Genomic DNA, 25,896 nt, shown 5'->3' with positions numbered 1-25,896 from the left:
GCCGCGCATAGGTATTCAGTCGAGGAAAAGATCCGGAATAGGCTGCTCGCCGCCGCCGTACGGGGACAGGTCCGCGACCCCGGCGGATTTCAGGACCTCGGCGTCGATGTGGCAGTCGCCGGTGGCGTCCCGGGCGGGTCGAGAGACGATCTCGATGGCGGCGTCGGCCATGATCTCGGGGCTGCGCGACGACGCGGCCAGCCGGTCACCGTCGGCCATGTTGGCGACGGCGGCAGTGGCGATATAGGTCTGCGGCCAAAGACAATTCACTGCGATCCCGGCTTTGCCGGGTTGGAAGGCGAATTCGGCCGCCCAGCCCAGCGACAGCAGTGTCATGCCGTACTTGGACAGCGTGTAGGCCGGGTGTGCACCCAACCAGCGCGGGTTCATATTGATCGGTGGCGAGATGGTCAGCACGTGCGGGTTGGGCGATTTCTGGAGATGGGGCACGCACGCCTTGGTCAGCAGGAACGTGCCGCGCAGGTTGATCTCCTGCATCAGGTTGTATTTCTTGGCCGACAGCACGGCGGTCGGTTCCACCGCGATGGCGCTGGCATTGTTGACGCAGACGTCGATGCCGCCGAACCGCTGCACCGCAGCCTCGACCACGCGCTGCACATCCTCTTCGCGCCGCACATCGCCGACGACGGCCAGCGCCTTCCCGCCGGCGGCCTCGACGTCGGCGGCTGCGGTGTGCACCGTTCCGGGCAGTCGCGGATGTGGGGTGTCGGTCTTGGCCATGAGCACCACGTTGGCGCCCCGCTTGGCCGCGCCGATGCCGATCGCGAGGCCGATGCCGCGGCTGCCGCCGGAGATCACCACGGTGCGATCGGTGAGCAAGTTGTTAGCCATTCGTCTCCTTCGACCTGGTCAAGACACCCGTCTGACCTGGTCAAACGGGTGGTATTGGCATTCTCTTTTTTTGCAAGTACGTTATTCACCGATGGATAATACGGCCCATACTCCCTCCGGCATCCCGCTGCAGCCCGTATACGGGCCGGCGGATAGAGGCGCGGAGCCTCCGCAGCCCGGGGAGTTCCCCTTCACTCGGGGCAACTTCGCGTCGGGCTACCGCGGCAAGCTCTGGACCTTCCGCCAATATTCGGGTTTCGGCACCGCCGAGGAATCCAATCGTCGTTACCGCTACCTGCTGGATCAGGGCGGGACCGGGCTGTCGGTGGCGCTCGACCTGCCGACTCAGTGCGGATACGACTCCGACGACCCCGAGTTCGGCGAGGAGGTCGGCCGGGTCGGGGTCGCGGTGGACACCCTGGCCGACTTCGAGATCTTGTTCGACGGCATCCCGCTGGACAAGCTCAGCACGAGCATGACCATCAACGGCACGGCGGCGATCCTGCTGGCGTTCTACGTCGCCGCCGCCGAGAAAAAAGGGATACCGCGCTCGAAGCTCACCGGGACCATCCAGAACGACATCCTCAAGGAGTACGCCTCGCGCGGGACCTGGATCTGGCCGCCGGAGCCGTCGCTGCGCCTGATCGCCGACACCATCGAGTTCTGCGCGGCCGAGGTGCCGAGGTTCAACGCGATTTCGGTGGCCGGTGCGCACTTTCGCGACGCCGGGGCCAACGCGGTGCAGGAAATGGCGTTCACCCTGGCCGATGGGGTGACCTATTGCGACACCGTGGTCGAGCGCGGCCGCATGACCATCGACCAGTTCGCACCCCAGATCTCGTTCTTCTTCTACACACACGGGGACTTCTTCGAGGAGATCGCCAAATACCGGGCGGGACGGCGGCGTTGGGCGACCATCGTGCAGGAGCGCTACGGGGCGACGACGGCCAAGGCGGCGATGTTCCGCTTCGGCTGCGTCTGTGGGGGTGCATCGCTGTACGCGCCGCAGGCCCACAACAACATCGTCCGGGTGGCCTACGAGGCCATGGCCGCCGTACTGGGCGGCGTCCAGTCGATGTTCACGGCGGCCTGGGACGAGCCGTTCGCGCTGCCCACCGAGGAAACCACGACACTGGCGCTGCGCACCCAGCAGATCCTCGCGCACGAAACCGGCGTGGCCAGCGTCGCGGACCCGCTGGGCGGTTCGTATTTCGTGGAGGCGCTCACCGACGCGACCGAGGTCCGCATCATCGACATCATGTCCGACCTCGAACGGCACGGCGGAATGGTCCATGCCATCGAGGACGGTTATCTGCAGGGCCTGATCGCCGATGAAGCCTTCACCATGCATAAGGACGTCGAAGCCGGCACGCGTCCGGTCGTCGGGGTCAACCGGTTCGTCACCGAGGAGCCGGAACACGATGTCGTCACCTATGAGCTCGACGCCGAAGGACGTGATCTTCAGCTCAAGCGACTCTTCAAGGTAAAGTCCGAAAGGGATTCGACCGCAGTCGAATCCAGCCTTGCCGCACTGTCGCGTTCCGCCGAAGGAGACGACAACCTGATGCACAAGTTGATCGACTGCGCCAACGCCTACTGCACGGTCGGGGAGATGGTCTCCGCGCTCAAAGCAGTGTGGGGCGAGTTCCAGCAACCGGTGGTGTTCTAAGTGGCCGTTCGCGTTCTGGTTGCCAAGCCCGGCTTGGACGGGCATGACCGCGGCGCCAAGATCGTCGCACGCACCCTGCGGGACGCCGGATTCGAGGTCATCTACACCGGCATCCGGCAGCGCATCGAGGACATCGCTTCGATCGCCGTCCAGGAAGACGTCGCGGTGGTCGGCCTGAGCATCCTCTCCGGCGCCCACCTGGCGCTCACCGCGCGCACCGTCGAAGCGCTGCGCGCCGCCGACGCGGCCGACATCTCCGTCGTCGTCGGGGGAACCATCCCGCACGCCGACGTGCCCAAACTGCTCTCCGCCGGTGCCGCGGCGGTATTCCCCACCGGGACACCGCTGGACAACCTGGTGCGCGAAATCCGCGCATTGACCGGCACGGCGGAACCCGCTACAGAAAAAGAGGAACAGTGCGCGTCGGAGTAATGATCGGCGCCGAGCGTGGCGACATGGCCCGCAAGGTGCACAAGCTGGCCTCCGATATCGAATGGGCCGAATCCGCGGGTCTGGACACCGCGTGGATGCCGCAGGTGCCCAACGACTTCGACTGCCTGACCATGGTGTCGCTGATGGCCGCGCACAGCTCGCGCATCGAGCTGGGCACCGCGGTGGTGCCGCTGCAGGCGCAACATCCGATCGCCCTTGCCCGCCAAGCGCTCTCGACGCATGCGGTGGCCGGAGGACGGCTGGCCCTGGGTGTCGGGCCGTCGCACCACTGGATCATCCGGGACATGCTCGGCCTGCCGTACGAGAAGCCGGCCGCCTACACCCGCGACTACCTGCAGGTGCTCAACGCCGCCATCGCCGGGCCGGGACCGGTGGACGTCGAAAACGATTCGTTCGCGGTGCACAATCCGTTGGCGATCGGGGCCGACACCCCGATGCCGGTACTCGTCGCCGCGCTGGGGCCGGTGATGCTGCAGATTGCCGGTGAACTCGCCGACGGCACCGTGTTGTGGATGGCCGACGAGCGCGCGATCGGCGATCACATTGCGCCGAAGATCACCAAAGCCGCCGCGGATGCCGGTCGGCCCGCACCGCGCATCGTCGCGGGCATCCCGGTATGCCTTTGTACGCCTTCACAAGTCGAGGAGGCCAAGGAGCGGGCCAGCCGCATCCTGGGGGAGGCCGAGGTGTCACCGAACTATCAGCGCCTGCTCGACCGCGGCGATGCCCGCGATGTCGGCGACCTGTGTGCGGCGGGCGACTCGGAACAAATCCTGGCCAGGATGCGCCGGTTCGCCGACGCCGGTGTCACGGACTTGTCGGTGCGGCTGCTGCCGATCGGCGACAATCGGGACGAGCTGGTCGCTTCCAAGCGCCGCACCCGCGAAATGATCGCCTCACTCGCGGCGGAATTGCGTTGACTAGCAGCAATACCGGTCCGCTAGCGGGGATACGCATCCTCGAGGTCGGCACCATGCTGGCGGGTCCGTACGCCACCATGCTGCTGGCCGATCTCGGCGCCGAGGTCACCAAGATCGAACCCGCGGGCGGTGAGATCTCTCGCAGCGTCGGCGCCACGTACTTCGCCAGCCTCAACCGCAACAAGTCCAGCATCTGCCTGGAGCTGAATTCTGATGCAGGACAACAGCGCTTGGGTGAGCTGGTCACCGATTCCCACGCGCTGCTGGTGAACCTGAAACCATCCGCCATCCGCCGGCTGGGGCTCACCTACGAGGAGCTGCGACGCCACAACGAGCGGATCGTCTGCGTGGCGATCACCGGCTTCGGTCTGTACGGCGGCGACGATCCCGCGTTCGATTACGTCGTGCAGGCGGGTGTCGGCACCGCCGCGCTGACCGGTGACCCGGACGGCCCGCCGACTCTGCCCGGATACTCGTCGGCCGACAACTCCACCGGAATGTCTGCGGCGCTAGGACTTTTGGCCAAGATCATCTCCGGCACCGGCGGACAGGTGGATGTGTCGCTGCGCGACGTCATGTTGTCGCAGCTGAACTACCACGCCTCCGCGTACCTCAACAGCGGTATCGAGCCGCAGCGACACCCGCACGGGGCCCACTCCTATTACGTTCCGGCTCAGCTCTTTCCGACGGCCGACGGGTATCTGGCGCTGTTCATCACGCACGACGGGTTCTGGAAGTCGTTCGCCGCAGAAGCGGGCATCGGGGGTTTCGAGACGATGGCCGAGCGGGTCGCCCGCCGCGACGAAGTGCTCGCCGTCGTCACGGCGATGCTGGCGACCGACAGCGCCGCAGGGTGGGAGCGGCGACTGCGCCCACTCGGGGTTCCGGCCGCGGCCGTCAGGACCCTGCCCGAGGCGCTCGAGGCGACTCCCGAAGTGGTTGTGACAGCGGGTGATTTCCGTCTGGTGGGCAGCCCGATCCATGTCTCCGGCTATGAGCCCGAGTACCGTCCACCGCCAGAGCTGCCGGAGGGCTGATCTCCGCCGAGGCCACCTCCCACGCCGTCGAGACCTAACTCCCACCGCCGCCGAGCGTCGAGTAGTTGCGCCTGAATCCGCCGCGCGATTTCGCCCGACAACTCGACGTTCGACGTCAAGGTGTGGGCCCCGTTAGGTTGCGTCGCCGGCGGGTGCGATGGCCGATACCACCAGCTGCAGATACGGGCGGTAAAGATTGACTCCGTCGAGTTCGCTGCCAAGGGTGACACCGTCGTTGACGGCAAGGATGACGCGGGCCAGCGTCTCGGCGGGCATCGTGAGCGACGCACCGAGTCGCGCCACGTTCTTGGCGATGAATTCGGCCAGGGAGTGGACCGTCTCCATTCGCTGTGTTGCGAGCCGCTCGCGCGCCTCCGGGCTCCGCAATAGAAACAACGAGAGCTCGTAGTTGAGCGCGGCACGGTTCGGATCGCCGCTGGCTTGACTCCACCTATCGGCGAGTTCGTCGATATCGATATCGCCGAGCCGGCGGAACGACTGGATGACTCCAGCGAAGCCGTCGAGAAACCGTTGCCGTTGGCGGTCGGTCACCGCAAGAAACAACTCTTCCTTGGCCCCGAAATGGGAGTAGATCGCGCCGCGGGTATACCCGGCCGCGTCGGCGATGTCCTCGAGCGCGGCCCCGCTCAGGCCCTTGCGCGCGAAGATTTCCTCGGCGGCGTCCAACAAGAGGCCGCGTGTGTGCTCGAGGCGCCGCTCCCTCGTCCACCGTTCCGCCACCGGCCCATCCTCCCACACCGCGGCGCGCCCAGGGTTCTTTCCTGTTCCGGGGGTCACCGAAATCACCTGTCGCGCAGACCTATTGACCACGAACTCCTCTGTCGTCCCACTAACGCAACCCCGAGTACCCGAGGGTAGGCCATGTGATGTGAACCACTTTAATACATTGTTGTATATCTAATACAGTCGTGTATATGGTGACAGCCATCACAACCCAGAACGCCGCGGGCACCGGCGGGCCTCGCCGGGTCCGACCGCCACCGCGAAAAGGAGATCGTCATGAGCCAAGTGACACGACCCGGACAGTGGGTGGAGCAGGAGACGGCAATCGGGGTCGCCGACGTCGCCGCCGGTGCCTTCAACATGTGCATCTCAACCGACCGCTACAGGTCGGGCGACTACGCGCTACGAGAACACGAGCGCATCTGGATGCGGGTATGGCAGATCGCCGGCCGGGTCGATGAGTTGCCGAACGTGGGTGACTGGAAGCAGTACCGGATTCTGAACCAATCGTTCGTGATCGTCCGCGGTAAGGATGAGAAACTGCGCGGGTTCGTCAACGCCTGCCGCCATCGGGGAAACATCCTGTGCAACGCGGCCGCCGGGAATGCCAAGCGCGGCTTCCTGTGTCCGTACCACCTCTGGTCATACGACCTGGACGGCAAGCTGCGCGGAATGCTACGGGAGAATCTCGCCGGTCCCATCGACAAGAGCGAGAACTCGCTGCTGGAAGTGCCTGTCGACACCTTCGGTGGATTCATCTTTGTCAACCCGGATCCAAACGCACAGCCGCTCAGCGACTTTCTCGGTCCCGAAGTCGCCGAACTGCTCGCCCCGTACCACCTCGACGAGATGGTCACCGTGATGAACGTTCGAGAATCCTTGGAATGCAACTGGAAAGTTGTGATGGACGCGTTCGAGGAGGGGTACCACATCAATGGCATCCACCCGCAACTCCTCAGCGTGCTCGTGATCGATCCGACGACCGCCCGATACCGGTTCTTCGAAAATCACAGCGTCGCGGTGGCTCCATTCGAAGTCAAAGGAGCCAGTGCGGAAAAGCAGATCGAAGGCATTCTGAACCTGCCGGACACGTTCCCCTCGACTGTCGCGGTCATGCCCCGCTTCCAGGAGCTGGTCGCGCAACACCGGAAGCCCGACGACACGGTCGAGTTCCCCGAGGGCGTGACCGCACGCAAACTGCTCCAGCAGGCGACCCGCGACACCTTGACCGGCATGGGCCTGGATGTCACCGGGCTCACCGACGATCAGATGAGCGACAACCAGGGCTGGGTGCTGTTCCCGAACTATTTCATGACGATTCGTGCCGGCGAATGCCACGTCATCATGGCGGTGCCGCATCCGGACGGGGACCCGAACCGATGCATCTGGCACGTCAGCAGCTACATGTACCTGCCGCCGGAAAACCGTGACGCCTTCAGGGTCCCGCTGACCGAAGTGGACGAGCCGGGGGCCTACAAGTATTTTGAAGCGCTACAACAGGATTACGAGCAGATGCCGCGACAGCAACTGGGGCTTCGCAACAGCAGACTCGACCATATGTCGCTGGTGAAGGAAGAAGTTGTCATCGGCCACTACCACTCCGTGGTGGACCGCTACATGGCCAATGGTGTTTGAACCGGGAGGAAGTCCAATGAACATTGAAGACCGCATCGCCCACCATCGCCGGATGGCCGAGGCTTACCGTGACGCCTACCTACGCCAAGGGATTCAGGACGGGGAGGCGTTCGCCGACGCATGGAAATTCGCCGAGGATGGCGTGTACGTGTCCCCCTATTTCACCGGTGACCAGGTGTTCAAGTTCAGCGAGTTTCCCGAGGACACCGCACGGGCCTCGACGATGGAGGCCAAGGCCTACTCGCTGACCTTTCCGGACTGGAAACCCGCCGACTTCAAATGCTGGCCGGCCGAGAACGGCGTCGTCATGAAGACACGGTGGGAAGGCCACGACAAGGACGACGTCAAAATGGGCTTCTATTCATACAGTTTCATCGAGACCAACGAGGCGGGGGAGCTGACCCGCTGGGAGACCCACGTCAACGACGAGTACAACGCGTTCCTCGACGCCGCCATCGGCGTGCATGGCCCGTTCCGCGGCACCGGCGAGTACGTCGAGGCGCTCGAGCGTTGCCTGGCGCAGGCCGGGATGGCGGTGTGAACGTGTTGCGCAATGTCGAGGATGTCATCGGCTCCCACACCGGCCGAGCGCGCGCGGTGCTGCAGTACAGCATCGTCACGAAGGGTCTGGTCGACGAGGCGAAGAAACCGGGCTTCTCGGTGGACAGCTGGGGACCTCTGGCCCAGCTGGTCGCCGTCGACGAGTTCGAGCGAGTCGGTGCCTTCAAAGAGGTGATGAAGTGGCCGGACTATGTCGAATTTCTCACCAACTGGGCCACGTCGTCGAAGTGGGAGTGCTCTTTCAAGCACATCACGGAGTCCGGCGGCCGGGTGTTCCTCGAACTGGAGGAACGAAGCGAGGTAGGCGATTTCAGCAGTGTGGTCAACTCCGTGTCGGTGTATGAGTTCACCGACGACGACAGGATCCGGCATATCGACGTTTATCTCCAGATGGTACCGCCGCAGCCCGGGATGTTGAAAAGCTTTGAGGGAGTGGAACTGCCGCAAGGCTAGTCCGTGCGCCGAACGTCGACTAGTTGCGCCGAAAGCCCCGATTTCGCCCAACAATTCGACGTTCGCCAGCAACGATATAAGGTGCAACGATGGATCTGCAGCGGGTCGCTGACGAACTCGAAATCACCGCGCTACTCAATAGATACGCCCGTGCCGTCGACGCCAAAGACTGGGAGCTGTACCGCTCGGTCTTCACCGACGACGCACATATCGACTACTCGTCGGCGGGTGCCGCGGCGGGCCCTCGCGACGAGGTGACCGAGTGGTTGGAACAGGGCTTCGGCGCGATTCCGATGTCCATGCACTACATCACCAACGTGGAAATCCTTGCGCTCGACGGTGATCTCGCGACGGTGCGGGCCATGTTCTACAACCCGATGCAGTTGCCCGGCATGGCGGAGTTGAGTTACTGCGGCGGTTATTACCACCACGAGCTGACGCGCACCGCCGACGGTTGGCGCAGCCGCAGCCTGCGCGAGGAGAACGTGTGGTTCGTCAACCCGCCAACCGGCTGACTACGCCACCGAACGTCGAGTGGTTTGCGTCGAAATCCCCGATTTCGGCCCACAAGTCGACGTTCGACGTTAAGGGTGGGCCTTGGCCAGCTGCTTTTCCTGATAGCGCCGCGCCCATTCGGCGCGCGGCCGAATGGACACATCCACGTCGGTCGCCTTGGCGCGCAGGGCTTTAACGTTTGCTTGCTCGCGAGGGGTCCGCGCGAACGGGTCCCAGCCGAAGAACCGGCAGGCGTTCGCCCAGGTGATCTTGTTGATGTCGGCGTCGTCGGCGCCGGCGGCGTTCAGTTCGGCCAGCACCTGCTCGGGCGCGTCCGGCCAGAAGCAGTCCGAGTGCGGATAGTCGCACTCCCAGGCGATGATGTCGATGCCGATCTCGTGGCGCAGCTTCAGTGAGGTCTTGTCGGTGACGTAACAGGCCAGCGAGTGTTCGCGAAAGACATCGCTGGGCAGCTTGTCACCGAAGTCACGGCGCAGCCATTTCTGGTTGGTGTAATGGCGATCGCTGCGGTCCAGGTAAAACGGAATCCAGCCGATACCGCCTTCGGAGAAGGCGAATTTCAGATCGGGGTAGTTGCGCATCGCCGGACCCCACAGCAGATCTTGGGCGCACATCGCCGAGACCTGGGTGGCCAGGATGATCAGATTGTCGATCGGCGCGTCGGGGGCCATGCTGATCGCCCCGAACCCGGTGCCGATGTGCAGACACATCACCACGTTCTGCTCGGACAGCGTGCGGAACACCGGTGCCCAGTAATCCTCGTCGTGGTAGCTCGGAAGTCCTTCCAGATGAGGCAATTCCGGCATGGTGACCGCCCGGCATCCCTTCGCGGCGACCCGACGGATCTCGGCGCACATGCCCTCGGGAGTCCACGTCGGCAGGATCGCGATGGGGATGAACCGGTCGGGATAGGACCCGGCCCACTCGTCGATGTGCCAGTCGTTGTAGGCCGACACCATCACCAGGGTGATGTCCTCGCGCGTCATGTTCAGGTGCCGGGCGGAGAAGCCGGTGAACGTCGGGAAACACATCGACGCGAGGATGCCGTTGCGGTTCATGTCCCGGACTCGCTCGTGGACGTCGTAGACGCCCGGACGCATCTCGGCGAACCCGGCGGGGTCGCGGCCCCACTCTTCGGCCGGCCACGACACCACGGCGTTCAGCCCGCTCACGCCCTGTGGGCGGCCTTGGTACATCCATTGGTCGACGCCCTTATCATCGGTCACGACGATTGGCGCCTCGTCCTTGTACTTGGCGGGCACGTGGCGCAGGAACATGTCCGGCGGCTCGACCACGTGGTCGTCAATGCTTACCAGGATCAGGTCATCGGCCTTCATCAATGCGCTCCTCTGCCGTGCGCGACGTGAGCTCGGTCAGCCGCTGCACAGGGTGGTGGTCTCGAGCAGTCGTGGAATGGGTGGCGGGTCCAGCTGCAGGGCGTCGGACATGTGCAGCTGGCCGGCGTTGGCGACCATGCCGTCCAGAATCGCCTGCAGATCGTCGCCCTCGATCTCGTAGATGGCCATGTAGGGGCCGTCGCCGTCGACGGGTCGCAGCCGGCGTGCCGAGACGAATCCGTCCAGCGCCACCAGCTCACCCAGGTGCACCTCGTCGTACCAGGTGTTGTACTCCGCTTCCCGCTCGGGCGAGCTGGGCCTGCTCTCGACGAGGATGATGCCTTTGGCCATCTTGGAAACCTCTCCTGGCTGCTACTCGTAGCGCACCGTGACCGCGTCCGTATCCGGAACGCCCTGGCACGTCAGAATGTAGCCCTCGGCGACCTCGTCCGGTTCGAGAGCGTCGTTGACCCGCATGGTGACGTGGCCCTCTTCAAGCTTGGCCATGCACGTACCGCAGTTTCCTGCCTCGCAACTGAACGGCGGCTCCAGCCCGGCCCGGCGCGCGCTCTCCAAGATCGTCTCGCCCGGCACCCTGGGCACCGACACCTTCTTGCGGTTGAGATGAATCGTCACCGTTCCGGTGCCGGAACCGTTTGTGGCCGGATCTGTCACCCGCGGGGTCTCCTCGATGATCCGGGTGACCGTCACGTAGACCACCCCTTCCCGTACTTGCATTCTTCAGTATAGAGAATACTATTCTCGTGAAGCGATAGCATCTTCTCAAGACTTGTATGGATGTCGGGTCAGCCCGGTCTGTCAGGGAAGGACGGGACGTGACCGAGCCGGCGGCGCTCGTGTTCGAGGAACGGCGATTCAGCGTGCCCGAACTCGACGCCTTGGCCGACGGATGGGCCGCGGCCCTGGCAAAAGACGGTGTGACGGCGGGTCAGCGGGTCGCGGTCATGTCCTCCAACCGGCCCGAGTTCCTCGCCGTCGTGCTCGCGATCTGGCGGCTCGCCGCGGCGGCCGTGCTCATCAGCCCCGCATGGAAACGCGACGAGGTCGACCACGCGCTCGCGCTGACGGGGCCCGCGCACGCCGTCGGGGACCACCCGGTGCTGGCCGGCCTGATGCCGATGCTGCACCTGGACGAGCCGGTCCCGCCGGCCGAGGCGGCCGCCAGTTCTCTGCCGCCCTCTGCGGCCGACGCGGCGCTGGTGTTCAGTTCCGGCACCACCGGCCTGCCCAAGGCCGTCCGGCACACCCACGCCTCGCTGGACGAGGCGGTGCGGCACTGGCGCCACGCGCTGCGGTTGACGCAGCGCGATCGGATACAAGTTGCCACGCCACCGTCACACATTCTCGGGCTGCTGAACCTGCTGACCGCCCTCAAGGCCGGCGCCTGCGTGCGGCTGCATCCCCGATTCGACATCGATCGGGTGCTGCATTACATCGAAAGTGACCGCATCACAGTGGAAATGGCGGTCGCGCCGATCGCATTGGCCATCGCCTCACACCCGAGCCTCGAGTCCTATGACCTGTCGTCGCTGCGCTACATCATGTGGGGGGCCACGCCGGTCAATACCCACGTCGCGCAGACGGTGACCCGACGTACCGGCGTGCGCTGGATACCCGCCTACGGGACCACGGAATTGCCCGTCATCGCCTGTAATCCGATCGAGGACGCGCGGCTCGACACCGTCGGACGGGCGGTGCCCGGTGTGGACCTGCGGGTCGTTTCGCTGGAGACCAGCGAGCCGGTCGGCCCGGGTGAGGTCGGTGAGATTCAGGCCCGATCGGCGTCGCTCATGGCCGGCTACCTGCCGGCCGACGCGACCGGCGAGGCGATCCGCGACGGGTGGTATCGGACCGGAGACGTCGGCTCGCTCGACACCGGAGGCTGGCTGCGGATCACCGACCGTCTCAAAGAAATGATCAAAGTCCGCGGTTTCCAGGTCGCCCCCGCCGAAATCGAGACGGTGCTGCACGGTCATCCGGCGGTCAAAGACTGCGCGGTGTTCGGGATTCCCGACGGAATCAACGGCGAAGCGATCGTCGCCGCGGTCGCGGCCGCCGAACCCGTCGACGCGACCCAACTGACCGCCCTGGTGGACGAGAAGTTGGCGTCCTATAAACATCTGAGCCGAGTCGTGTTTGTGCCCGAAATTCCCCGCCTGCCCTCGGGCAAGGTGCTGCGCCGAGTGCTGAAGGAGCGCCGTGACTTCTCTGACGACTGAAGCCGCCAGCTTCTTTTCATGCAATCGTGGCATGAAGGGCCAGTCCGGCCCGAAGGATGTTGCGCGCAGCCTGTTCGTCGGCCTGCGTGGTGTGTCCACATGCTCTGCAGATGAATACCGCTTGAGTGGCGCGGTTTTCCTTAGCTGTATGCCCGCAGGCTTCGCAGCAGATGGAGGTGTTGCGGGGGTTGACCACGATGCAGATGCGCCCAGCGTCTTCCGCTTTGGCACGCAGAATCGTGATGAATTGTCCCCAGCCGGCATCGACGATGCTTCTGTTGAGCCCCGTTTTGGCGGCGCCGCCGTTGGGCAAGAATGGTCGTTGCGGCTCGGAGCCGTGCACAGGTTTGGCGCGGCAAATCATGTTTGCGATGGCCAAGTGCTCCAAAGCGATCAAGTCATAACACCTTACGATTTGCAGGGCAGTCTTATGGTGGTAGTCGCGCCGAGCATTGGCGATCTTGCGCTGCCGGGCAGCCACTATCTCGCCTTTGCGAGCCCGGTTATTGGAGCCACGCATAGCACGAGTAAACCGTCGCTGCGCTTCCGTGAGTTTGTGTGCTGCACTGCGCGCCCACCGTGGGTTGCTGACGTGGCTGCCGTCGGAGGTGATGGCGAAGTTTGCGATCCCCAGATCGACACCGACCTGCCGTCCGGTGGGAGGCAAAGGGTTGCGAGGGACGTCGTCGCAAGAAAGAACCAGCATCCATCGGCGCCCCTGCCGGCGGATCTGGATCGTTTTCACCCGCCCGAGCACCTCCCGGTGCGCGGTGACCTTGACCTGTCCAATACCTCGCAAATAGACGCGCTTCTTATCGGCATGCCAGCGGGCTCCGTCACCGTCTTTCGGCCACTCCACGCTGTCAAATCGACCGGGGCCTTTGAATCGCGGGTATCCAGCCTTACCAGCAGCTTTCAATCGATGGAAGAAGAGTTCAAACGTCTTGTTGAGCCGACGCAATGTGGCTTGTTGACTCGAATAGGACCACACCGCTATATCCGAGCGAACAACACGTATCTCGGTCAGTTGTGCGGCTTGGTCTTCGTACGCGATCCTGGTTCGCCCTTGTACCCAAGCATCCCGACGCTCCTGCAAGGCGGCGTTATACAACTCGCGATGGGCGTCCAAACACGCCGCCAATCTGACGTGTTGGCGCGCTGTTGGGCGCATTCGAAATTTGTAAGCGCGCCTCACACGACTGCGTCCCGTCGGCGCTCGTCGCTACCTCTCGACCAATCACTAAGAGTTGGCCACCGGTACAGGTGGCAGCGCTCGTACAGATCGGGCGGCATGAACTCGCCCAAACATCGACGAAATCGAGGAACACACATGCCCGAACCATACGAAACACCACCGACAACTTTCAGGCTGATGCCGTGGCCTAGGGAGTCGACCCTCTCCGACGCCACCGCGCGTCCTCGCGAGGAGTTTTAAATGGATGTACGTCTGACAACTGAACAACAGCAATTACGCGATGCCGCCGCCAAGCTGGCCGACGACCTCGGACCGGCAGCGGTGCAGGACCTCGACGACCAGACCCGAATCACGCGCCTGGACAAGCAGATAGGATCCACCGGCTGGCGGTCGTTGCGTTCCGACGGCGCCTCGGGCGTCGAAGTGGCGATCGTGGCCGAGGAATTCGGACGCCGGCTGATTGACACACCGTTCCTCGGTCCGGTGCTGGCCGACGATCTGGCCCGCCACATCGGCGAAGACGCGTCGGGAACGACCGTCGCCGTCGACGACCGAGTGATCGACGCCCGGGGAGCCCGACGCGCCCTGTCGCTCTCGGATGGTGCGGTGCTGGCCGTCGATGTGCAGGCCTTGCCGGATGGTGTCGATCTGACGCGGGCGGACGCGACGATGGTGGGGTCGCCGGTGACCTTGGGCGAGGTCTCGTCTGAGGTTGCCGAGCAGTGGCGGGCGCTCGCGCTCGTCACGACGACGGCGGACCTGGTCGGCATCGCCCGGGGCGCGCACGCAGTGGCCTGCGACTACGCCAAGATCCGCGAGCAGTACGGCAAGCAGATCGGATCCTATCAAGCCATCGCGCACCTGCTGGCCGAAAGCCTTGCGCTGATTGAAGGTTCGGTGAGTGTGTTGCGGCATGCCGCGTGGGCGGTCGACGAGCTGGCCCCCGCCGAAGCCATCCGGGCCGCCCAAATCGCGAAGGTCTACTGCGCGCGCGCCACCCGAACCGTCTGTGAGACGGCCATTCAGGTGCACGGCGGCATCGGCAACACCTGGGAATGCGTGGCGCACGTCTACCTGCGCCGCGCGCTGACCTCGACCGAGCTGTGGCCGGTCGCGTTGAAGGAGATCGATCTTGGACTTTCGTGACTCACCCGACGAGGCCGCCTTCCGCGAGCGGCTGCGCGCGTGGCTTTCGGCGCACGCCAAGGAGTTTTCCGGCTCGGGAGACGAATATTGGGCGCGGATGGCCGACTGGCATCGCGCCCTGTATGACAACGGTTTTTTCGGCCTGTCCTGGCCGCGCGATTGGGGCGGGCAGGACCTGGCCGCGGTCTACGACGTCATCGTCGACGAGGAGCTGGTGCGTGCCGGCGCGCCGCCGCGCCCGAGCGTCGGTTATCTGGTGTACGGCATCGGCGAGCACGCCGGCGACGAGGTACGCAAGCGCTTCCTGCCCGGCATCATCAACGGCAGTGAACGCTGGTGCCAGGGCTTCAGCGAGCCCGGTGCCGGCTCGGATCTGGCGTCGCTGACCACCACCGCTCGCCTCGAGGGCGACAAGTATGTGGTGAACGGGCACAAGATCTGGACCAGCTATTCCGATGTGGCCGACTGGTGTCTGCTGCTGGCGCGCACCGACCCCGAGGCCAAGCGCCACCGCGGCTTGTCGGCGTTCGTCCTGGAGATGAAACAGCCTGGCGTGCAACAGCGTCCGCTGCGGATGATCAACGGGGTGACCAACGAATTCGGTCAGGTGTTCTTCGACGACGCCACGGTCCCGGCGGACCGGATGATCGGCGCTCCCGGCGACGGCTGGGCGGTGGCCATGACGGTCGTCGGGCACGAGCGCGAGCCCTCCACGCTCGGCTATGCCGCCCGTTACGGCAAGATCGTGCGAGAGCTGTTGTCGCGCAACGACGGTGAAGTGCCCGAAGAGCTGGCGTGGGCCGCGGTCCAGTCGGACATGCTGACCCATCACGTGCGCCGCCGGCTGTCCGAACAACTCGACGGGGTGTCGCACGGCTCGGAGGGCTCGCTGGACAAGCTGCTGATGACCTGGGTGGAACAATCCGTCGGGCATGCGGCTCTTGCTGTCGCGGGGACGCGCGATCCCGATCTACTGAGCGCCTACCTGTACAGCCGGGCGCAAAGTGTCATGGGCGGGACATCGCAAATTCAGAAGAACATCATCGCCTCACGAATCTTGGGATTGTAGGAATGATCGCGAACGCGGGCGAAGCCCGGGTGAAGCGGATCACGACCATCGAAGGAGTCTGACGTGTACGACATGCCTACCGAAATCGACGTCCAGGCCGACGGCGCGCTGCGCATCATCACCCTCAACCGGCCGGATTCGCTCAACTCGGTCAACGACAACCTGCACGTCGGGCTCGCGCGGCTGTGGCAGCGATTGACCGACGACCCGACGGCCCGCGCCGCGGTGATCACCGGTGCCGGCCGGGCGTTCTCGGCCGGCGGCGATTTCACGTATCTGGAGGAGCTGGCGAACGATGCTGAGCTGCGCGCCAAGACCATCCGGGACGGTCGCGAGATCGTACTGGGCATGGCGCGCTGCCGAATTCCCGTGGTAGCGGCCGTCAATGGACCCGCGGTTGGGCTGGGCTGCAGCCTGGTCGCGCTCAGCGACATCGTGTACATCGCCGAGGATGCCTATCTGGCCGACCCGCATGTGCAGGTGGGGCTGGTGGCGGCCGATGGCGGGCCGCTGACCTGGCCGCTGCATATCAGCCTGCTGCTCGCCAAGGAATTCGCGCTGACCGGAACCCGCATCAAGGCGCAGCGCGCCGTCGAACTCGGACTGGCCAACCATGTGGTCGAGGATCCCGTTGCCGAGGCACTCAGCTGCGCGAAAAAGATTTTGCAGCTGCCGCAGCAGGCGGTCGAAAGCACCAAGCGCGTGCTCAATATTCATCTGGAGCGGGCCGTGCTCGCCAGTTTGGACTACGCGCTGTCGGCCGAGAGCCAATCATTCGTGACCGAGGACTTCCGTGCCAACGTCGCGAAATTCAACGCGGCCAAGAAAAACTGAGGGTCTTGCCGCGCGGGCGGCCTCAGGTGTCGTGGCGGCGCAGGAAGTCGCGCATTACCGCGTCGAACTTGTCCGGCTCCTCGATGAACGGCATGTGAGCGCTGGACTCGAACAGCTCGAACCGTGAACCCGCTATGCGCTGGTGCATTTCCCACATGTGTTCCGGCACGCATTCGTCGTAGCGTCCCGCGAGCACCATTGTCGGCAAGGCGATTTCGTTGAGCCGATCGAGCACATCCCAGTCCCGGATCGTTCCGACGATGTGAAAATCGCTGGGGCCGAACATCGTCTCGAAGACTTCGGCGCCCATGTTTCGGAACGCGTCCTCGAGCTCTCGCGGCCAGGGACGGACCCGGCAAAGGTAGGTTTCGTTCCAGGTTCGTATCGCGGCCTGGTATTCGGGCGCGGACGTCGTGCCGGCAGCTTCATGACGGTCGATGGCTGCCTGCGTGGCCGGATCCAGCTCGGACTTCAAGCGCGCCACCATGTTCGCGAACTCGGGTATGGACGCGATGCTGTTCGAGATGGTCAGGCTGGCGGCGCCCGAAGGGTTTGCGTCGAGCATGTACTGCTGGGCCAACATCCCGCCCCAGGAGTTGCCGAACAGGTGAAAGCTTTCCAGGGCCAGGGCCCGCACCACGGCATCGACCTCGGCCACCGAGCGATCCATCGTCCAAAGCTCGGGGCTTGGTGGGCATTTGGAGTTTCCGCAGCCAAGCTGATCCCAGAAGATGACTTCGCGCTGCGCGGCCAACCGCCCGAGTGACCGTAAGTAGTCGTGCGGTAAGCCCGGCCCGCCGTGGACGACGAGTAGCGGAAGACCCGCCCCGCCGCCGGTCCGCTTGAACCACACGTCGCCACCCGGGACCGCGATTGTCCCCTGCATAGCTGCCTGTGCCTCCTGATTGATCGGTGAGCAGACGCAGAATCGCACAATCCGGCGCAGCTATGTGCGATTCTGCGTCGGCTCGCGGAGCCATGCTTGTTGCGACTCATACTCTCGTAATGCGAGAATATGATTCTCGTCAAGGTGTGGATGGCTCTCACCGTCCCGTACCTGCTGGCTGAATTGGAGAAGACCCGTGCCTGAAGCCGTCATCGTGTCCGCCCTGCGCACCCCCATCGGCACCGCCCGCAAGGGGACCTTACGCGACACCAGCGCGCTCGACCTGGCGCACCACGTGGTCACCGAGGCGGCGAAGGACCTGGACCCGGCGCAGGTCGACGATGTGATCCTGGGCGAAGGCCTCTACGGCGGCGGCGTGTTGGCCCGCCACGCGGCCGTCACCGCGGGCCTGACCCAGGTGCCCGGCCTGGCCAACAATCGCCACTGCGCGGCGGGCCAGGCGGCCGTACAGAGCGCGGCGGCGAGCGTCCGGGCGGGCATGGATCAACTCGTCATCGCCGGCGGAGTGAACTCGGCATCCACGTCGCCGCGGTCGCGGATACAGGTGGATGGGGAATGGGTCGACTGGTTCCCCCCGACCCACCCGGACCGCCCCGAAGCACCCAACATGGACATGTCGATCACCGTCGGCTGGAACGCCGCCGTGAAAGCCGGTGTGAGCCGCGAGGAGATGGACGCCTGGGCGCTGCGCTCGCACCGCAATGCCATCGCCGCGATCGACGAAGGTCGCTTCAAAGAGGAGATCGTCCCCATCGACACCCCGCACGGGCTGTTCTCGGTCGACGAACACCCGCGCCGCGACACCAGTATGGAGAAGCTGGCCGCACTCAAGCCGCTGCACCCGGAAATCGAGGGCTTCTCCATCACCGCCGGCAATGCCTGCGGCGCCAACGACGGCGCTGCGGTGTTGACGATCGCCAGCGACCGGCTCGGGCTGCCCGCGCTGGCCACCGTCCGGTCCTGGGCGTCGGTCGGCGTCGACCCGGCGATCACCGGCCTGGCGCCGGTCGAGGCGATTCCGAAAGCCCTTGGGCGCGCGGGAATTTCGGCCTCCGACGTGGACCTTTTCGAAATCAACGAAGCCTTTGCGGCGATGTGCGTGGCCACCATCAAGCTTCTCGACCTTGACCCCGACAAGGTCAACGTCAGCGGCAGCGGCTGCTCGCTGGGCCACCCCGTCGCGGCGACCGGAGCCCGGATGCTGGTCACCCTGGTGCACGAATTGCGTCGCCGCGGCGGCGGCATCGGGGTCGCGGCGATGTGCGCGGGCGGTGGAATGGGTTCGGCGACGGTGATCGAGGTCGCGGCTCCATAATGCGTACATGACGATCGCTGACCTGATTGACCGCGCGCGCAACGGATCTCCCCGCGCGGCGGGTCGGCTGCTCAGCCTCGTCGAGGGTGAGCAGCGCGACGAGGTCCTGGGGGCCCTCGGACCGGCACCGGAGCGCGTGGGGCCGGTCATCGGCATCACCGGGCCGCCGGGCGCGGGCAAGTCGACGACGGTCGCCGCCCTGGTCGGCGCCTACCGCGCGCGTGGCTGCCGGGTGGCGGTGCTGGCCGTGGACCCGTCGTCACCGTTCAGTGGTGGCGCGCTGTTGGGGGATCGAATTCGAATGGCCGCGCACATCAACGACTCCGACGTGCTCATTCGCTCGGTGGCGACCCGAGGCCACCTCGGCGGGCTGGCCGCCGCGGTCCCGGCCGCCATCCGCCTGCTGGGGGCGATCGGCTATGACGTCGTCCTGCTCGAGACGGTGGGGGTGGGACAGTCCGAAATCGAGATCGCCGCCGTCGCCGACCCGACCGTCGTCATTCTCAATCCCGGTGCGGGCGACGCGGTTCAAGCCGCCAAGGCCGGGGTACTGGAGGTCGCCGACATCGTGGCTGTCAACAAGGCGGACCGGGACGGTGCCAAACAGACCGTCCGCGATCTCCGGGCCGAAACCAGCGCCCCGATCGTTCCGCTGATCGCCGCCCGGGGCGAGGGCATCGAGGACCTGATGGCCGCCATCGAGGACCACCGCCGCACCGACAGCCGCGCCCGCCGGCTGGCCCGCGCCCGTGCGCAGATCCTGTCGCTGGCTCAAACCCGGCTGCGGACCCGGCCGGATCTCGACCGGCTCGCCGAGGCGGTCGTCGACGGCGAGTGGGATCCTTACACGGCGGCCGAGCGGCTGATCTCACCGTCCACGCCTCAGACGGACTGACGGCCGGTGGGCACCCGCGTCCGTTCGAGGTGTCGCTCAAGAACTGACCGCTCCGGCGCGCTCGACCGCGACGGCGTCGGCGGACACACGAGTCACGTGAGTACCAGTTTGGCTGGCATGAGGTGAGTTTCGTTTGTGCTGTCACCGGCGCGATCACACATCAGACTCACCTATTGGTTGGGTACGCGGCGCCGTAATCGCCCACGCTCGGCGCTCGCCCCCGGCTATTTCAGGTCGACAGACTTCCCGGTGGCGGCCGCGTGGCCCGCGCGATACCCGAAAACCATTGCCGGACCGAGGGTTCCGCCGGCGCCGCCGTAAGCCCGGCCGGTCGCCCCGCCCATCGCGTTGCCGGCGGCGAACAGCCCCGGTATCGGCTCGCCGCCGACGTGCAGAACGCGCGCGTCGTGATCGGTGCGCGGGCCGCCCTTGGTGCCCATCGCACCGATGCTCACCGGTACCGCGTAGTACGGGGCGGTGTCGATGGGGCCGAGCGTCTTACCGGCCTGTGTGGTCGCGCTGTCGTCGCCCCAGTAGCCGTCGTAGGCGCTGGAACCCCGCCCGAACTCGGGGTCTTCACCGGCCGCCACGTGGCGGTTGAAGTTCTCGACGGTGCGGGTCAAACCGTCAGGGTCGATGCCCGTCTTGGCGGCCAACTCGGCGAGGTCCGCCGATTCGCAGAACCAGTCCGGGACGGGTTGTCCCGGTTCGATACCAAGAAATCCATAGCGTTGCAGGTGAACCGAATCGAACACCATCCATCCGCGATCATTGACGTACCCGCCGCGAGGATCCAAATAATGGAAGGCGCCGGCCATCGAGTTGTAGTCGCACGCCTCGTTGACGAAGCGCTGCCCCGCGGAGTTGACGATGATGCTGCGCGGTCGCGTTCTTTCCAGACGCACGCTGCGGCTGCGCGGCTTGCCCTCGATGGTGTCGCCGGGGATTTGGACGATCGGTACCCACCACGCTTCGCCCATGTTGGCCAGGTCGGCCCCCTGGGCCATCGCCATGCGCAGCCCGTCGCCGGTGTTGTTCGGGGGAGAGACCGCGCCGTGCATGGGGCCGCGCAGAAAGGCCTGTGCCAGAGCCGGATCCCACTCGAAACCGCCGGTACCCAGGATGACCCCGCGCCGGGCGCGAACGCTGATCGTGCGTTCCGGTAGGGCGACGCGCACTCCGATGATCTCTCCGCCCTCGGCAATGAGTTCTTCGGCGCGCGCGTTCACGTGCGGTGTCACCGCGGCGTCCAGCAGACCCTTTAGCAGTCCCGCGATCAGTGCCGTGCCGGCGACGCACAGATGGCCGGTGCGTTCGTCGATCGCCGCGTGCAGGCGTGCCCTGGTCTCGGCATCGAAACCGACGTTGGACCAGTCTGGCGGGAAAGACGTTATCTGCGTTGCCCATTCGCCCAGTTGAGCCAGATCGAAGGGAGCCGCACTGAGCGATCGCCCACCCGTCGGTTGTCCTCCGGGCAGCTCGGGCCGATAGTCGGGGAAGCCGGTGGCGATCTCGAAGCGCAGGCCGCTGTGTGCCTCGATGAAGTCGAGCATCGCCGGACCGGTGCGCACGAACGTTTCGACCAACTCGTCGTCCATCGAGCCGAGCGACTGGGCACGCAGGTATCTCAACGCGTCCGCTCGCGTCAAATCTCCGTCAGGAGAACGGTTATGGGCGGGGATCCACACGATGCCGCCCGACACGGCGGTGGTCCCACCGACGGTCGCGGCCTTTTCGTAGACCTCCACCGATGCGCCCGCCACGACCGCGGCCAGCGCGGCGGTGAGGCCGGCGCCGCCACTGCCGAGCACGACGACATCGACTTCGTGGTCCCATGACATCGACTGCTATCCCTTCAGCTCAGTGGCTAGCTCAGGAGCTCGGCCAACTGCTTGGCGGCCTTGACGACCGCGTCTTTCCCGCGCATTACGACGTCTTCTCGGTGCGAGATGAGGTTGATGCACGTGGGTGGGGACGGCGCCGGGCGGCGCACCCCCACGGCCAGGCCGTAGGTATTCGGTTCGATCTCGCCGTACGTCGTCACCCAGCCGCGCTTGCGCGCCCGCGAGACCAGCTCGCGCTCTCCCGGGCGCGGGGGCATGCACGCGAGCAAGGCGATTCCGGCGGCGCCGCGGTCCAGCGGGTAGCGGCTGCCTTCGTGAAAGGAAAGCTGGTAGGCGACGTGGCTGGGCACGATGACCGCGATCGCCACCTGCTGGTCGCCCTCGGCGATGAGCAGCGACACCGTCGTGCCGAGATCGTCGGCCAGCGCGCGCAGCGTCGGCAGACTCAGTTGGCGCACGTTGCGGTCGAAGGATGCGCCGAGCACGGCGAGTCCGGCCGCGGGCCGGTAGCGCCCGTCTTCTCCCTTGGCCACCAGCCGAAACTCGGCCAGCGTCGTCAGCAATCGGTAGGCGATGGTGCGATGCACCCCGACCTGATCGGCGAGCTGTTGCACCGTGAGCCCGGTGGGGGAGTCGGCCACCATCTGCAGCGCGGTGAGCCCCCTGGCCAGGGTTTGCGACCCGGTCCCGGAACTCGTCACCGCCTTGACAGACCTTCCCGCGAGAGCGAAGCTCTATATATAACGCACATCAGTGTGCGATATTAGCACACGAAGTAAGCCGAAAACGAGAACGAGATTTCCCCGATCTGGAGGCCGGACAGAACCGTGACGGAGTTCGAGAGCGTATGGAGCGATCTCCAGAGCGTCGCGTTTGAACAGGGCTACCTCGACGCCGGAGGAATACGGACCCGCTACCTACGGGCCGGGGACCCCGGCAAGCCGGTGCTGATTCTGTTGCACGGATCTGGCGGTCACGCCGAGGCCTACGTCCGCAACCTGGCGGCCCACGCGGATCATTTCTGGACGTGGTCGATCGACATGCTGGGCCACGGCTACACCGACAAGCCGGGTCACCCGCTGGAAGTCCGCCACTACGTCGAGCACCTGATGGCCGTGCTGCGCACCATCGGTGTCGATCACGCGTGCATCAGCGGCGAATCCCTCGGCGGCTGGGTCGCTTCCCGCGCCGCTGTCGACCATCCCGACGTAGTCGACCGCCTGGTCCTCAATACCGCCGGCGGCTCCCAGGCCGACCCCGTTGTGATGCAACGGATTATCACCCTCTCCATGGCGGCCGCCGAGGACCCCACCTGGGAAACGGTTCAAGCGCGGATCAAATGGCTGATGGCCGACAAGTCCCGGGACTATGACGACCTGGTTGCCAGTCGCCAGCGCGTCTACCGCCAACCGGGATTCGTCTCCGCCATGCGCGACATCATGGCGTTGCAGGATCCGGAGATTCGGGCGCGCAACATCCTCGGTCCGGCCGAATACGGCGCGATCGTCGCACCGACGCTGGTGCTCTGGACCAGTGACGACCCGACCGCCGATGTCACCGAAGGCCGCCGCATCGCGTCGATGATCCCCGATGCGCGCTTCGAAGTGATGCCCGGGTGCGGCCATTGGCCTCAGTACGAGGACGCCGAGACCTTCAATCGCCTGCACCTCGATTTCCTGCTGGGCCGCTGATGACCGCACCGGGGCAAGAGGCACCCGACACCGACGTACTCGTGGTCGGTGCGGGCCCGGTCGGCTTGACCTTGGCCAACATCCTTGGCCTGCAAGGCATCCGCACGGTCGTGGTCGAAGAGCGGGACAGCCTCATCGACTACCCGCGCGGGGTGGGACTCGATGACGAGGCCTTGCGCACGTTCCAGTCGATCGGGCTCGCCGACCGGGTGCTGCCGCACACGGTGCCCAACCAGATTCTGCGCTTCATGGACGCCAAGCGCCGAGTGCTCGCCGAAATGGCCCCGCCCGATGCGCGTTTCGGCTGGCCGAAGCGAAATGGATTCGTGCAACCGCTCGTCGATGCGGAACTGCTGGCCGGTCTGGACCGATTCGAACACGTCCAGGTGCGGTGGGAAAGCCCGATGGCGGGGTGCCAGGAGGACGCCGACGGGGTCACCGTCGAGCTCGGTGGCGGCGCCGAGAACAACGGCACCACATCACGACTGCGGGCACGCTACGTGGTCGGCTGCGACGGCGGCCGCAGCATGACGCGCCGGGTGATGGGTGTGTCGTTCGACGGGACGACGTCGTCGACGCGCTGGCTGGTGGTCGACATCGCCAACGACCCGCTCGGGCACCCGAACAGTGAGGTCGGCGCGGACCCCGAACGCCCGTACGCCTCGATCTCGATCGCCCACGGTATTCGCCGCTTCGAGTTCATGATCCACGCCGACGAGACCGACGAGCAGGCGGAGGATCCGGCATTCCTGCACCAGATGCTGGGCCGGATGGTGCCGCACCCCGACCGGGTCGATGTGATCCGGCGCCGGGTCTACACCCACCACTCGCGGATCGCCGGCGCGTTCCGCCGGGGCCGGCTGCTGCTCGCCGGCGACGCCGCGCACCTGATGCCGGTCTGGCAGGGGCAGGGCTACAACAGCGGGATCCGCGACGCGGCGAACCTGGGCTGGAAGCTCGCGGCGGTGCTGAGCGGCCGGGCCGACGACAAGCTGCTGGACACCTATGACGTGGAGCGCCGCAAGCACGCGCGCGCGATGATCGACCTGTCCACCATGGTGGGCCGCGTGATCTCGCCGACCAATCGTCGGGTGGCCGGAGCGCGTGACCTGCTCGTGCGGTCGGCGTCAATCGTGCCGTCGCTCAAACGATATGTGTTGGAAATGCGGTTCAAGCCCATGCCCCGCTACGAGCACGGGGCCGTCGTGCACGCTGCACCCGGCAGTGCCGATTCGCCGGTGGGAACGCTGTTCATCCAGCCCCGCGTCGACACCAGAGACCAGCAGGATGTACTGCTCGACGACGTGCTCGGCACCTGGTTCGCCGTGCTGTGCTGGAACAACAACCCCCGCAAACTCCTCGATGAGGCCGCATTCGCAAACTGGAAAGCCTTGGGTGCCCGCTTCTTTGCGCTGCGGCCGGCGACACAATTGCACTGGACCGACCATGACGATCCCGACGTCGTGGTCGTCGGCGACCGGCGCGGTGACCTCAAATCGTGGTTCGACACCCATTCCGAATCGGTGTTATTCCTGCGTCCCGATCGATGCATCGCGGGCGCCTGCATCGCTCAGCGCACTCCTGACCTGAGCGCCGCGCTCCTTGACGCGCTGACCCTGAGGCCGCAAGGGGGTGATTTGCAAAGTGGCACTGGCTCTGTGCTGTATGTCGCACAGCCCGCTCCTGAGTCTTCCGGGGCCGTCGCAGGACCTGCTTGACGACATCGAAGGCGCAATCGCCGAAGCGCGCAGATTCGTCGAAGACTTCGATCCCGAACTCGTCGTCGCCTTTTCCCCGGATCACTACAACGGGTTCTTCTACAAGGTGATGCCGCCGTTCTGCATCGGCACGAACGCCAGCGGAGTCGGTGACTACGGCACCCATGCCGGCCCGCTGGACGTGCCGGAGGAGCTCGCCCTCGACTGCGCAAAAGCCGTCCTCGACGCGGGGGTCGACATCGCGGTGTCGGCCAGCATGGACGTCGACCACGGCACGGTCCAGCCGCTCGAAAAGCTTTTCGGTGCCGCCACTTCGCGTCCGGTGATCCCGATTTTCGTCAATGCGATCGGAATCCCGTTGGGGCCGATGCATCGGTGCCGAGCACTCGGTGCCGCCGCCGGCGCCTATCTGACCGGCCTGGATAAACGAGTCCTGCTACTGGGATCAGGCGGGCTCTCGCACAGTCCGCCCGTGCCGACCTTGGCGACCGCGCCTGCGCCCGTGCTGGAACGGATCGTGCACGGCCGGCCGATGACACCGGAGCAGCGCCAGACCCGGCAGGCGGCCGTCATCGACGCGGCCAAAAGCTTTGCCGCCGGGGACAGTGGCCTACAACCACTCAACCCGGCATGGGACCACCGATTCCTGGAGATCGTCGACGGTGGATGGCTCAGCGAATTGGATCAGTGGTCGAACTCGTTCGTGGCCAACGAGGGCGGTAGCTCCGCACACGAGATCCGCACCTGGGTGGCGGCATTCGCGGCGCTGGAAGCCGCGGGGCCCTACGAAACCACCGGACGCTACTACAAACCCGCTCCCGAACTGATCGCCGGTTTCGCCATCAGAACGGCACTTCCGAAATGA

The 25,896-nt window shown here is 65.5% G+C and carries 26 protein-coding genes; 17 read left to right on the top strand and 9 right to left on the bottom strand.

Translation table 11 applies throughout. The annotated features are described in order from the left end of the window. Positions 1-15 precede the first annotated feature (15 nt). Positions 16-852: an NAD(P)-dependent oxidoreductase gene (locus EPN51_RS19295; RefSeq protein WP_293045506.1), complete on the bottom strand. Its 837-nt coding sequence runs from the start codon at positions 850-852 to the stop codon at positions 16-18. A 91-nt stretch (positions 853-943) separates the two neighbouring features. On the opposite strand from EPN51_RS19295, the gene EPN51_RS19290 reads away from it, so the two are divergent. From EPN51_RS19290 to EPN51_RS19275, 4 genes are read left to right on the top strand one after another with little or no spacing between them, the layout of a single operon-like run. Then, the gene (locus EPN51_RS19290) at positions 944-2,521 is read left to right on the top strand and encodes a methylmalonyl-CoA mutase family protein (RefSeq protein WP_293045505.1); all 1,578 of its coding nucleotides are present in this window, start codon (positions 944-946) and stop codon (positions 2,519-2,521) included. Next, positions 2,522-2,953 (top strand): cobalamin B12-binding domain-containing protein, encoded by a 432-nt coding sequence (locus tag EPN51_RS19285; protein ID WP_293045502.1) that lies wholly within the window; start codon positions 2,522-2,524, stop codon positions 2,951-2,953. Next, positions 2,938-3,894, top strand: a complete 957-nt coding sequence (locus tag EPN51_RS19280; protein ID WP_293045499.1) for an LLM class F420-dependent oxidoreductase — start codon at positions 2,938-2,940, stop codon at positions 3,892-3,894. Before EPN51_RS19285 ends, EPN51_RS19280 begins: the two co-directional genes overlap by 16 nt. Then, positions 3,891-4,931, top strand: a complete 1,041-nt coding sequence (locus EPN51_RS19275; protein WP_293045496.1) for a CoA transferase — start codon at positions 3,891-3,893, stop codon at positions 4,929-4,931. Before EPN51_RS19280 ends, EPN51_RS19275 begins: the two co-directional genes overlap by 4 nt. Positions 4,932-5,063: 132 nt before the next feature. Here EPN51_RS19275 and EPN51_RS19270 read toward each other — a convergent pair whose 3' ends face one another. Continuing rightward, on the bottom strand, positions 5,064-5,672 hold the full coding sequence (locus tag EPN51_RS19270) for a TetR/AcrR family transcriptional regulator (protein WP_293045757.1): 609 nt from the start codon (positions 5,670-5,672) through the stop codon (positions 5,064-5,066). Between the two features lie 279 nt (positions 5,673-5,951). Here EPN51_RS19270 and EPN51_RS19265 point away from each other — a divergent pair, with 279 nt between their 5' ends. The 4 genes from EPN51_RS19265 (at position 5,952) to EPN51_RS19250 (ending at position 8,839) form a co-directional block, all read left to right on the top strand. Next, entirely contained in the window at positions 5,952-7,310 is a 1,359-nt protein-coding gene (locus EPN51_RS19265) for an aromatic ring-hydroxylating dioxygenase subunit alpha (RefSeq protein ID WP_293045493.1), read from the top strand. A 16-nt stretch (positions 7,311-7,326) separates the two neighbouring features. Further along, a complete protein-coding gene (locus EPN51_RS19260) occupies positions 7,327-7,851 on the top strand; it encodes a hypothetical protein (protein ID WP_293045491.1) in 525 nt (174 codons plus the stop codon). Continuing rightward, positions 7,848-8,324 carry a hypothetical protein gene (locus tag EPN51_RS19255; protein WP_293045488.1) on the top strand — a complete coding sequence of 159 codons (477 nt, stop codon included), beginning with the start codon at positions 7,848-7,850 and terminating at the stop codon, positions 8,322-8,324. The genes EPN51_RS19260 and EPN51_RS19255 overlap by 4 nt, the downstream gene beginning before the upstream one ends. A gap of 89 nt (positions 8,325-8,413) precedes the next feature. Further along, positions 8,414-8,839: a nuclear transport factor 2 family protein gene (locus EPN51_RS19250; RefSeq protein ID WP_293045486.1), complete on the top strand. Its 426-nt coding sequence runs from the start codon at positions 8,414-8,416 to the stop codon at positions 8,837-8,839. Between the two features lie 69 nt (positions 8,840-8,908). Here the strand turns inward: EPN51_RS19250 and EPN51_RS19245 are convergent, their stop codons facing one another. From EPN51_RS19245 to EPN51_RS19235, 3 genes are read right to left on the bottom strand one after another with little or no spacing between them, the layout of a single operon-like run. Then, the gene (locus tag EPN51_RS19245; RefSeq protein WP_293045484.1) at positions 8,909-10,177 is read right to left on the bottom strand and encodes an amidohydrolase family protein; all 1,269 of its coding nucleotides are present in this window, start codon (positions 10,175-10,177) and stop codon (positions 8,909-8,911) included. Between the two features lie 36 nt (positions 10,178-10,213). Beyond that, positions 10,214-10,528: a DUF4286 family protein gene (locus EPN51_RS19240; RefSeq protein WP_293045481.1), complete on the bottom strand. Its 315-nt coding sequence runs from the start codon at positions 10,526-10,528 to the stop codon at positions 10,214-10,216. A gap of 21 nt (positions 10,529-10,549) precedes the next feature. After that, positions 10,550-10,888 (bottom strand): 2Fe-2S iron-sulfur cluster-binding protein, encoded by a 339-nt coding sequence (locus tag EPN51_RS19235; protein WP_293045755.1) that lies wholly within the window; start codon positions 10,886-10,888, stop codon positions 10,550-10,552. 125 nt (positions 10,889-11,013) lie between these two features. Here EPN51_RS19235 and EPN51_RS19230 point away from each other — a divergent pair, with 125 nt between their 5' ends. Then, entirely contained in the window at positions 11,014-12,417 is a 1,404-nt protein-coding gene (locus EPN51_RS19230) for an AMP-binding protein (protein ID WP_293045478.1), read from the top strand. 16 nt (positions 12,418-12,433) lie between these two features. Here EPN51_RS19230 and EPN51_RS19225 read toward each other — a convergent pair whose 3' ends face one another. Next, a complete protein-coding gene (locus tag EPN51_RS19225; RefSeq protein ID WP_293045476.1) occupies positions 12,434-13,612 on the bottom strand; it encodes a transposase in 1,179 nt (392 codons plus the stop codon). A 240-nt stretch (positions 13,613-13,852) separates the two neighbouring features. On the opposite strand from EPN51_RS19225, the gene EPN51_RS19220 reads away from it, so the two are divergent. From EPN51_RS19220 to EPN51_RS19210, 3 genes are all read left to right on the top strand, one after another. After that, complete coding sequence (locus tag EPN51_RS19220) at positions 13,853-14,758, top strand: acyl-CoA dehydrogenase family protein (protein ID WP_293045473.1); 906 nt, start codon at positions 13,853-13,855, stop codon at positions 14,756-14,758. Then, on the top strand, positions 14,745-15,827 hold the full coding sequence (locus EPN51_RS19215; protein ID WP_293045470.1) for an acyl-CoA dehydrogenase family protein: 1,083 nt from the start codon (positions 14,745-14,747) through the stop codon (positions 15,825-15,827). The genes EPN51_RS19220 and EPN51_RS19215 overlap by 14 nt, the downstream gene beginning before the upstream one ends. Before the next feature lie 63 nt (positions 15,828-15,890). Further along, a complete protein-coding gene (locus tag EPN51_RS19210; protein WP_293045467.1) occupies positions 15,891-16,661 on the top strand; it encodes an enoyl-CoA hydratase/isomerase family protein in 771 nt (256 codons plus the stop codon). A gap of 22 nt (positions 16,662-16,683) precedes the next feature. Here the strand turns inward: EPN51_RS19210 and EPN51_RS19205 are convergent, their stop codons facing one another. Beyond that, the gene (locus EPN51_RS19205; protein WP_293045464.1) at positions 16,684-17,547 is read right to left on the bottom strand and encodes a proline iminopeptidase-family hydrolase; all 864 of its coding nucleotides are present in this window, start codon (positions 17,545-17,547) and stop codon (positions 16,684-16,686) included. 196 nt (positions 17,548-17,743) lie between these two features. Between EPN51_RS19205 and EPN51_RS19200 the strand changes: the two genes are divergently transcribed. Together EPN51_RS19200 and meaB are read left to right on the top strand one after the other, a co-directional pair. Then, on the top strand, positions 17,744-18,883 hold the full coding sequence (locus EPN51_RS19200; RefSeq protein ID WP_293045461.1) for a thiolase family protein: 1,140 nt from the start codon (positions 17,744-17,746) through the stop codon (positions 18,881-18,883). Positions 18,884-18,890: 7 nt separating this feature from the next. Continuing rightward, a complete protein-coding gene (meaB, locus tag EPN51_RS19195) occupies positions 18,891-19,778 on the top strand; it encodes a methylmalonyl Co-A mutase-associated GTPase MeaB (RefSeq protein ID WP_293045458.1) in 888 nt (295 codons plus the stop codon). Positions 19,779-20,002: 224 nt separating this feature from the next. Here the strand turns inward: meaB and EPN51_RS19190 are convergent, their stop codons facing one another. Together EPN51_RS19190 and EPN51_RS19185 are read right to left on the bottom strand one after the other, a co-directional pair. Then, positions 20,003-21,619 (bottom strand): FAD-dependent oxidoreductase, encoded by a 1,617-nt coding sequence (locus tag EPN51_RS19190; protein WP_293045455.1) that lies wholly within the window; start codon positions 21,617-21,619, stop codon positions 20,003-20,005. A 26-nt stretch (positions 21,620-21,645) separates the two neighbouring features. After that, positions 21,646-22,323, bottom strand: coding sequence for a helix-turn-helix domain-containing protein (locus EPN51_RS19185; RefSeq protein ID WP_293045452.1), 678 nt, complete (start codon positions 22,321-22,323; stop codon positions 21,646-21,648). Between the two features lie 126 nt (positions 22,324-22,449). Here EPN51_RS19185 and EPN51_RS19180 point away from each other — a divergent pair, with 126 nt between their 5' ends. The 3 genes from EPN51_RS19180 to EPN51_RS19170 are packed head-to-tail and all read left to right on the top strand — an operon-like array spanning position 22,450 to position 25,896. Next, positions 22,450-23,313, top strand: coding sequence for an alpha/beta hydrolase (locus tag EPN51_RS19180; RefSeq protein WP_293045449.1), 864 nt, complete (start codon positions 22,450-22,452; stop codon positions 23,311-23,313). Further along, positions 23,313-25,031 carry a bifunctional 3-(3-hydroxy-phenyl)propionate/3-hydroxycinnamic acid hydroxylase gene (locus EPN51_RS19175; protein ID WP_293045446.1) on the top strand — a complete coding sequence of 573 codons (1,719 nt, stop codon included), beginning with the start codon at positions 23,313-23,315 and terminating at the stop codon, positions 25,029-25,031. Before EPN51_RS19180 ends, EPN51_RS19175 begins: the two co-directional genes overlap by 1 nt. Next, positions 24,979-25,896: a 3-carboxyethylcatechol 2,3-dioxygenase gene (locus tag EPN51_RS19170; RefSeq protein ID WP_293045443.1), complete on the top strand. Its 918-nt coding sequence runs from the start codon at positions 24,979-24,981 to the stop codon at positions 25,894-25,896. Before EPN51_RS19175 ends, EPN51_RS19170 begins: the two co-directional genes overlap by 53 nt.

The organism is Mycobacterium sp. (genome assembly GCF_004298145.1).
Classification (GTDB): Bacteria; Actinomycetota; Actinomycetes; order Mycobacteriales; family Mycobacteriaceae; genus Mycobacterium.
Note: the sequence above shows the minus strand (reverse complement) of the source record. Positions and strands in the feature narration are given on the sequence as shown.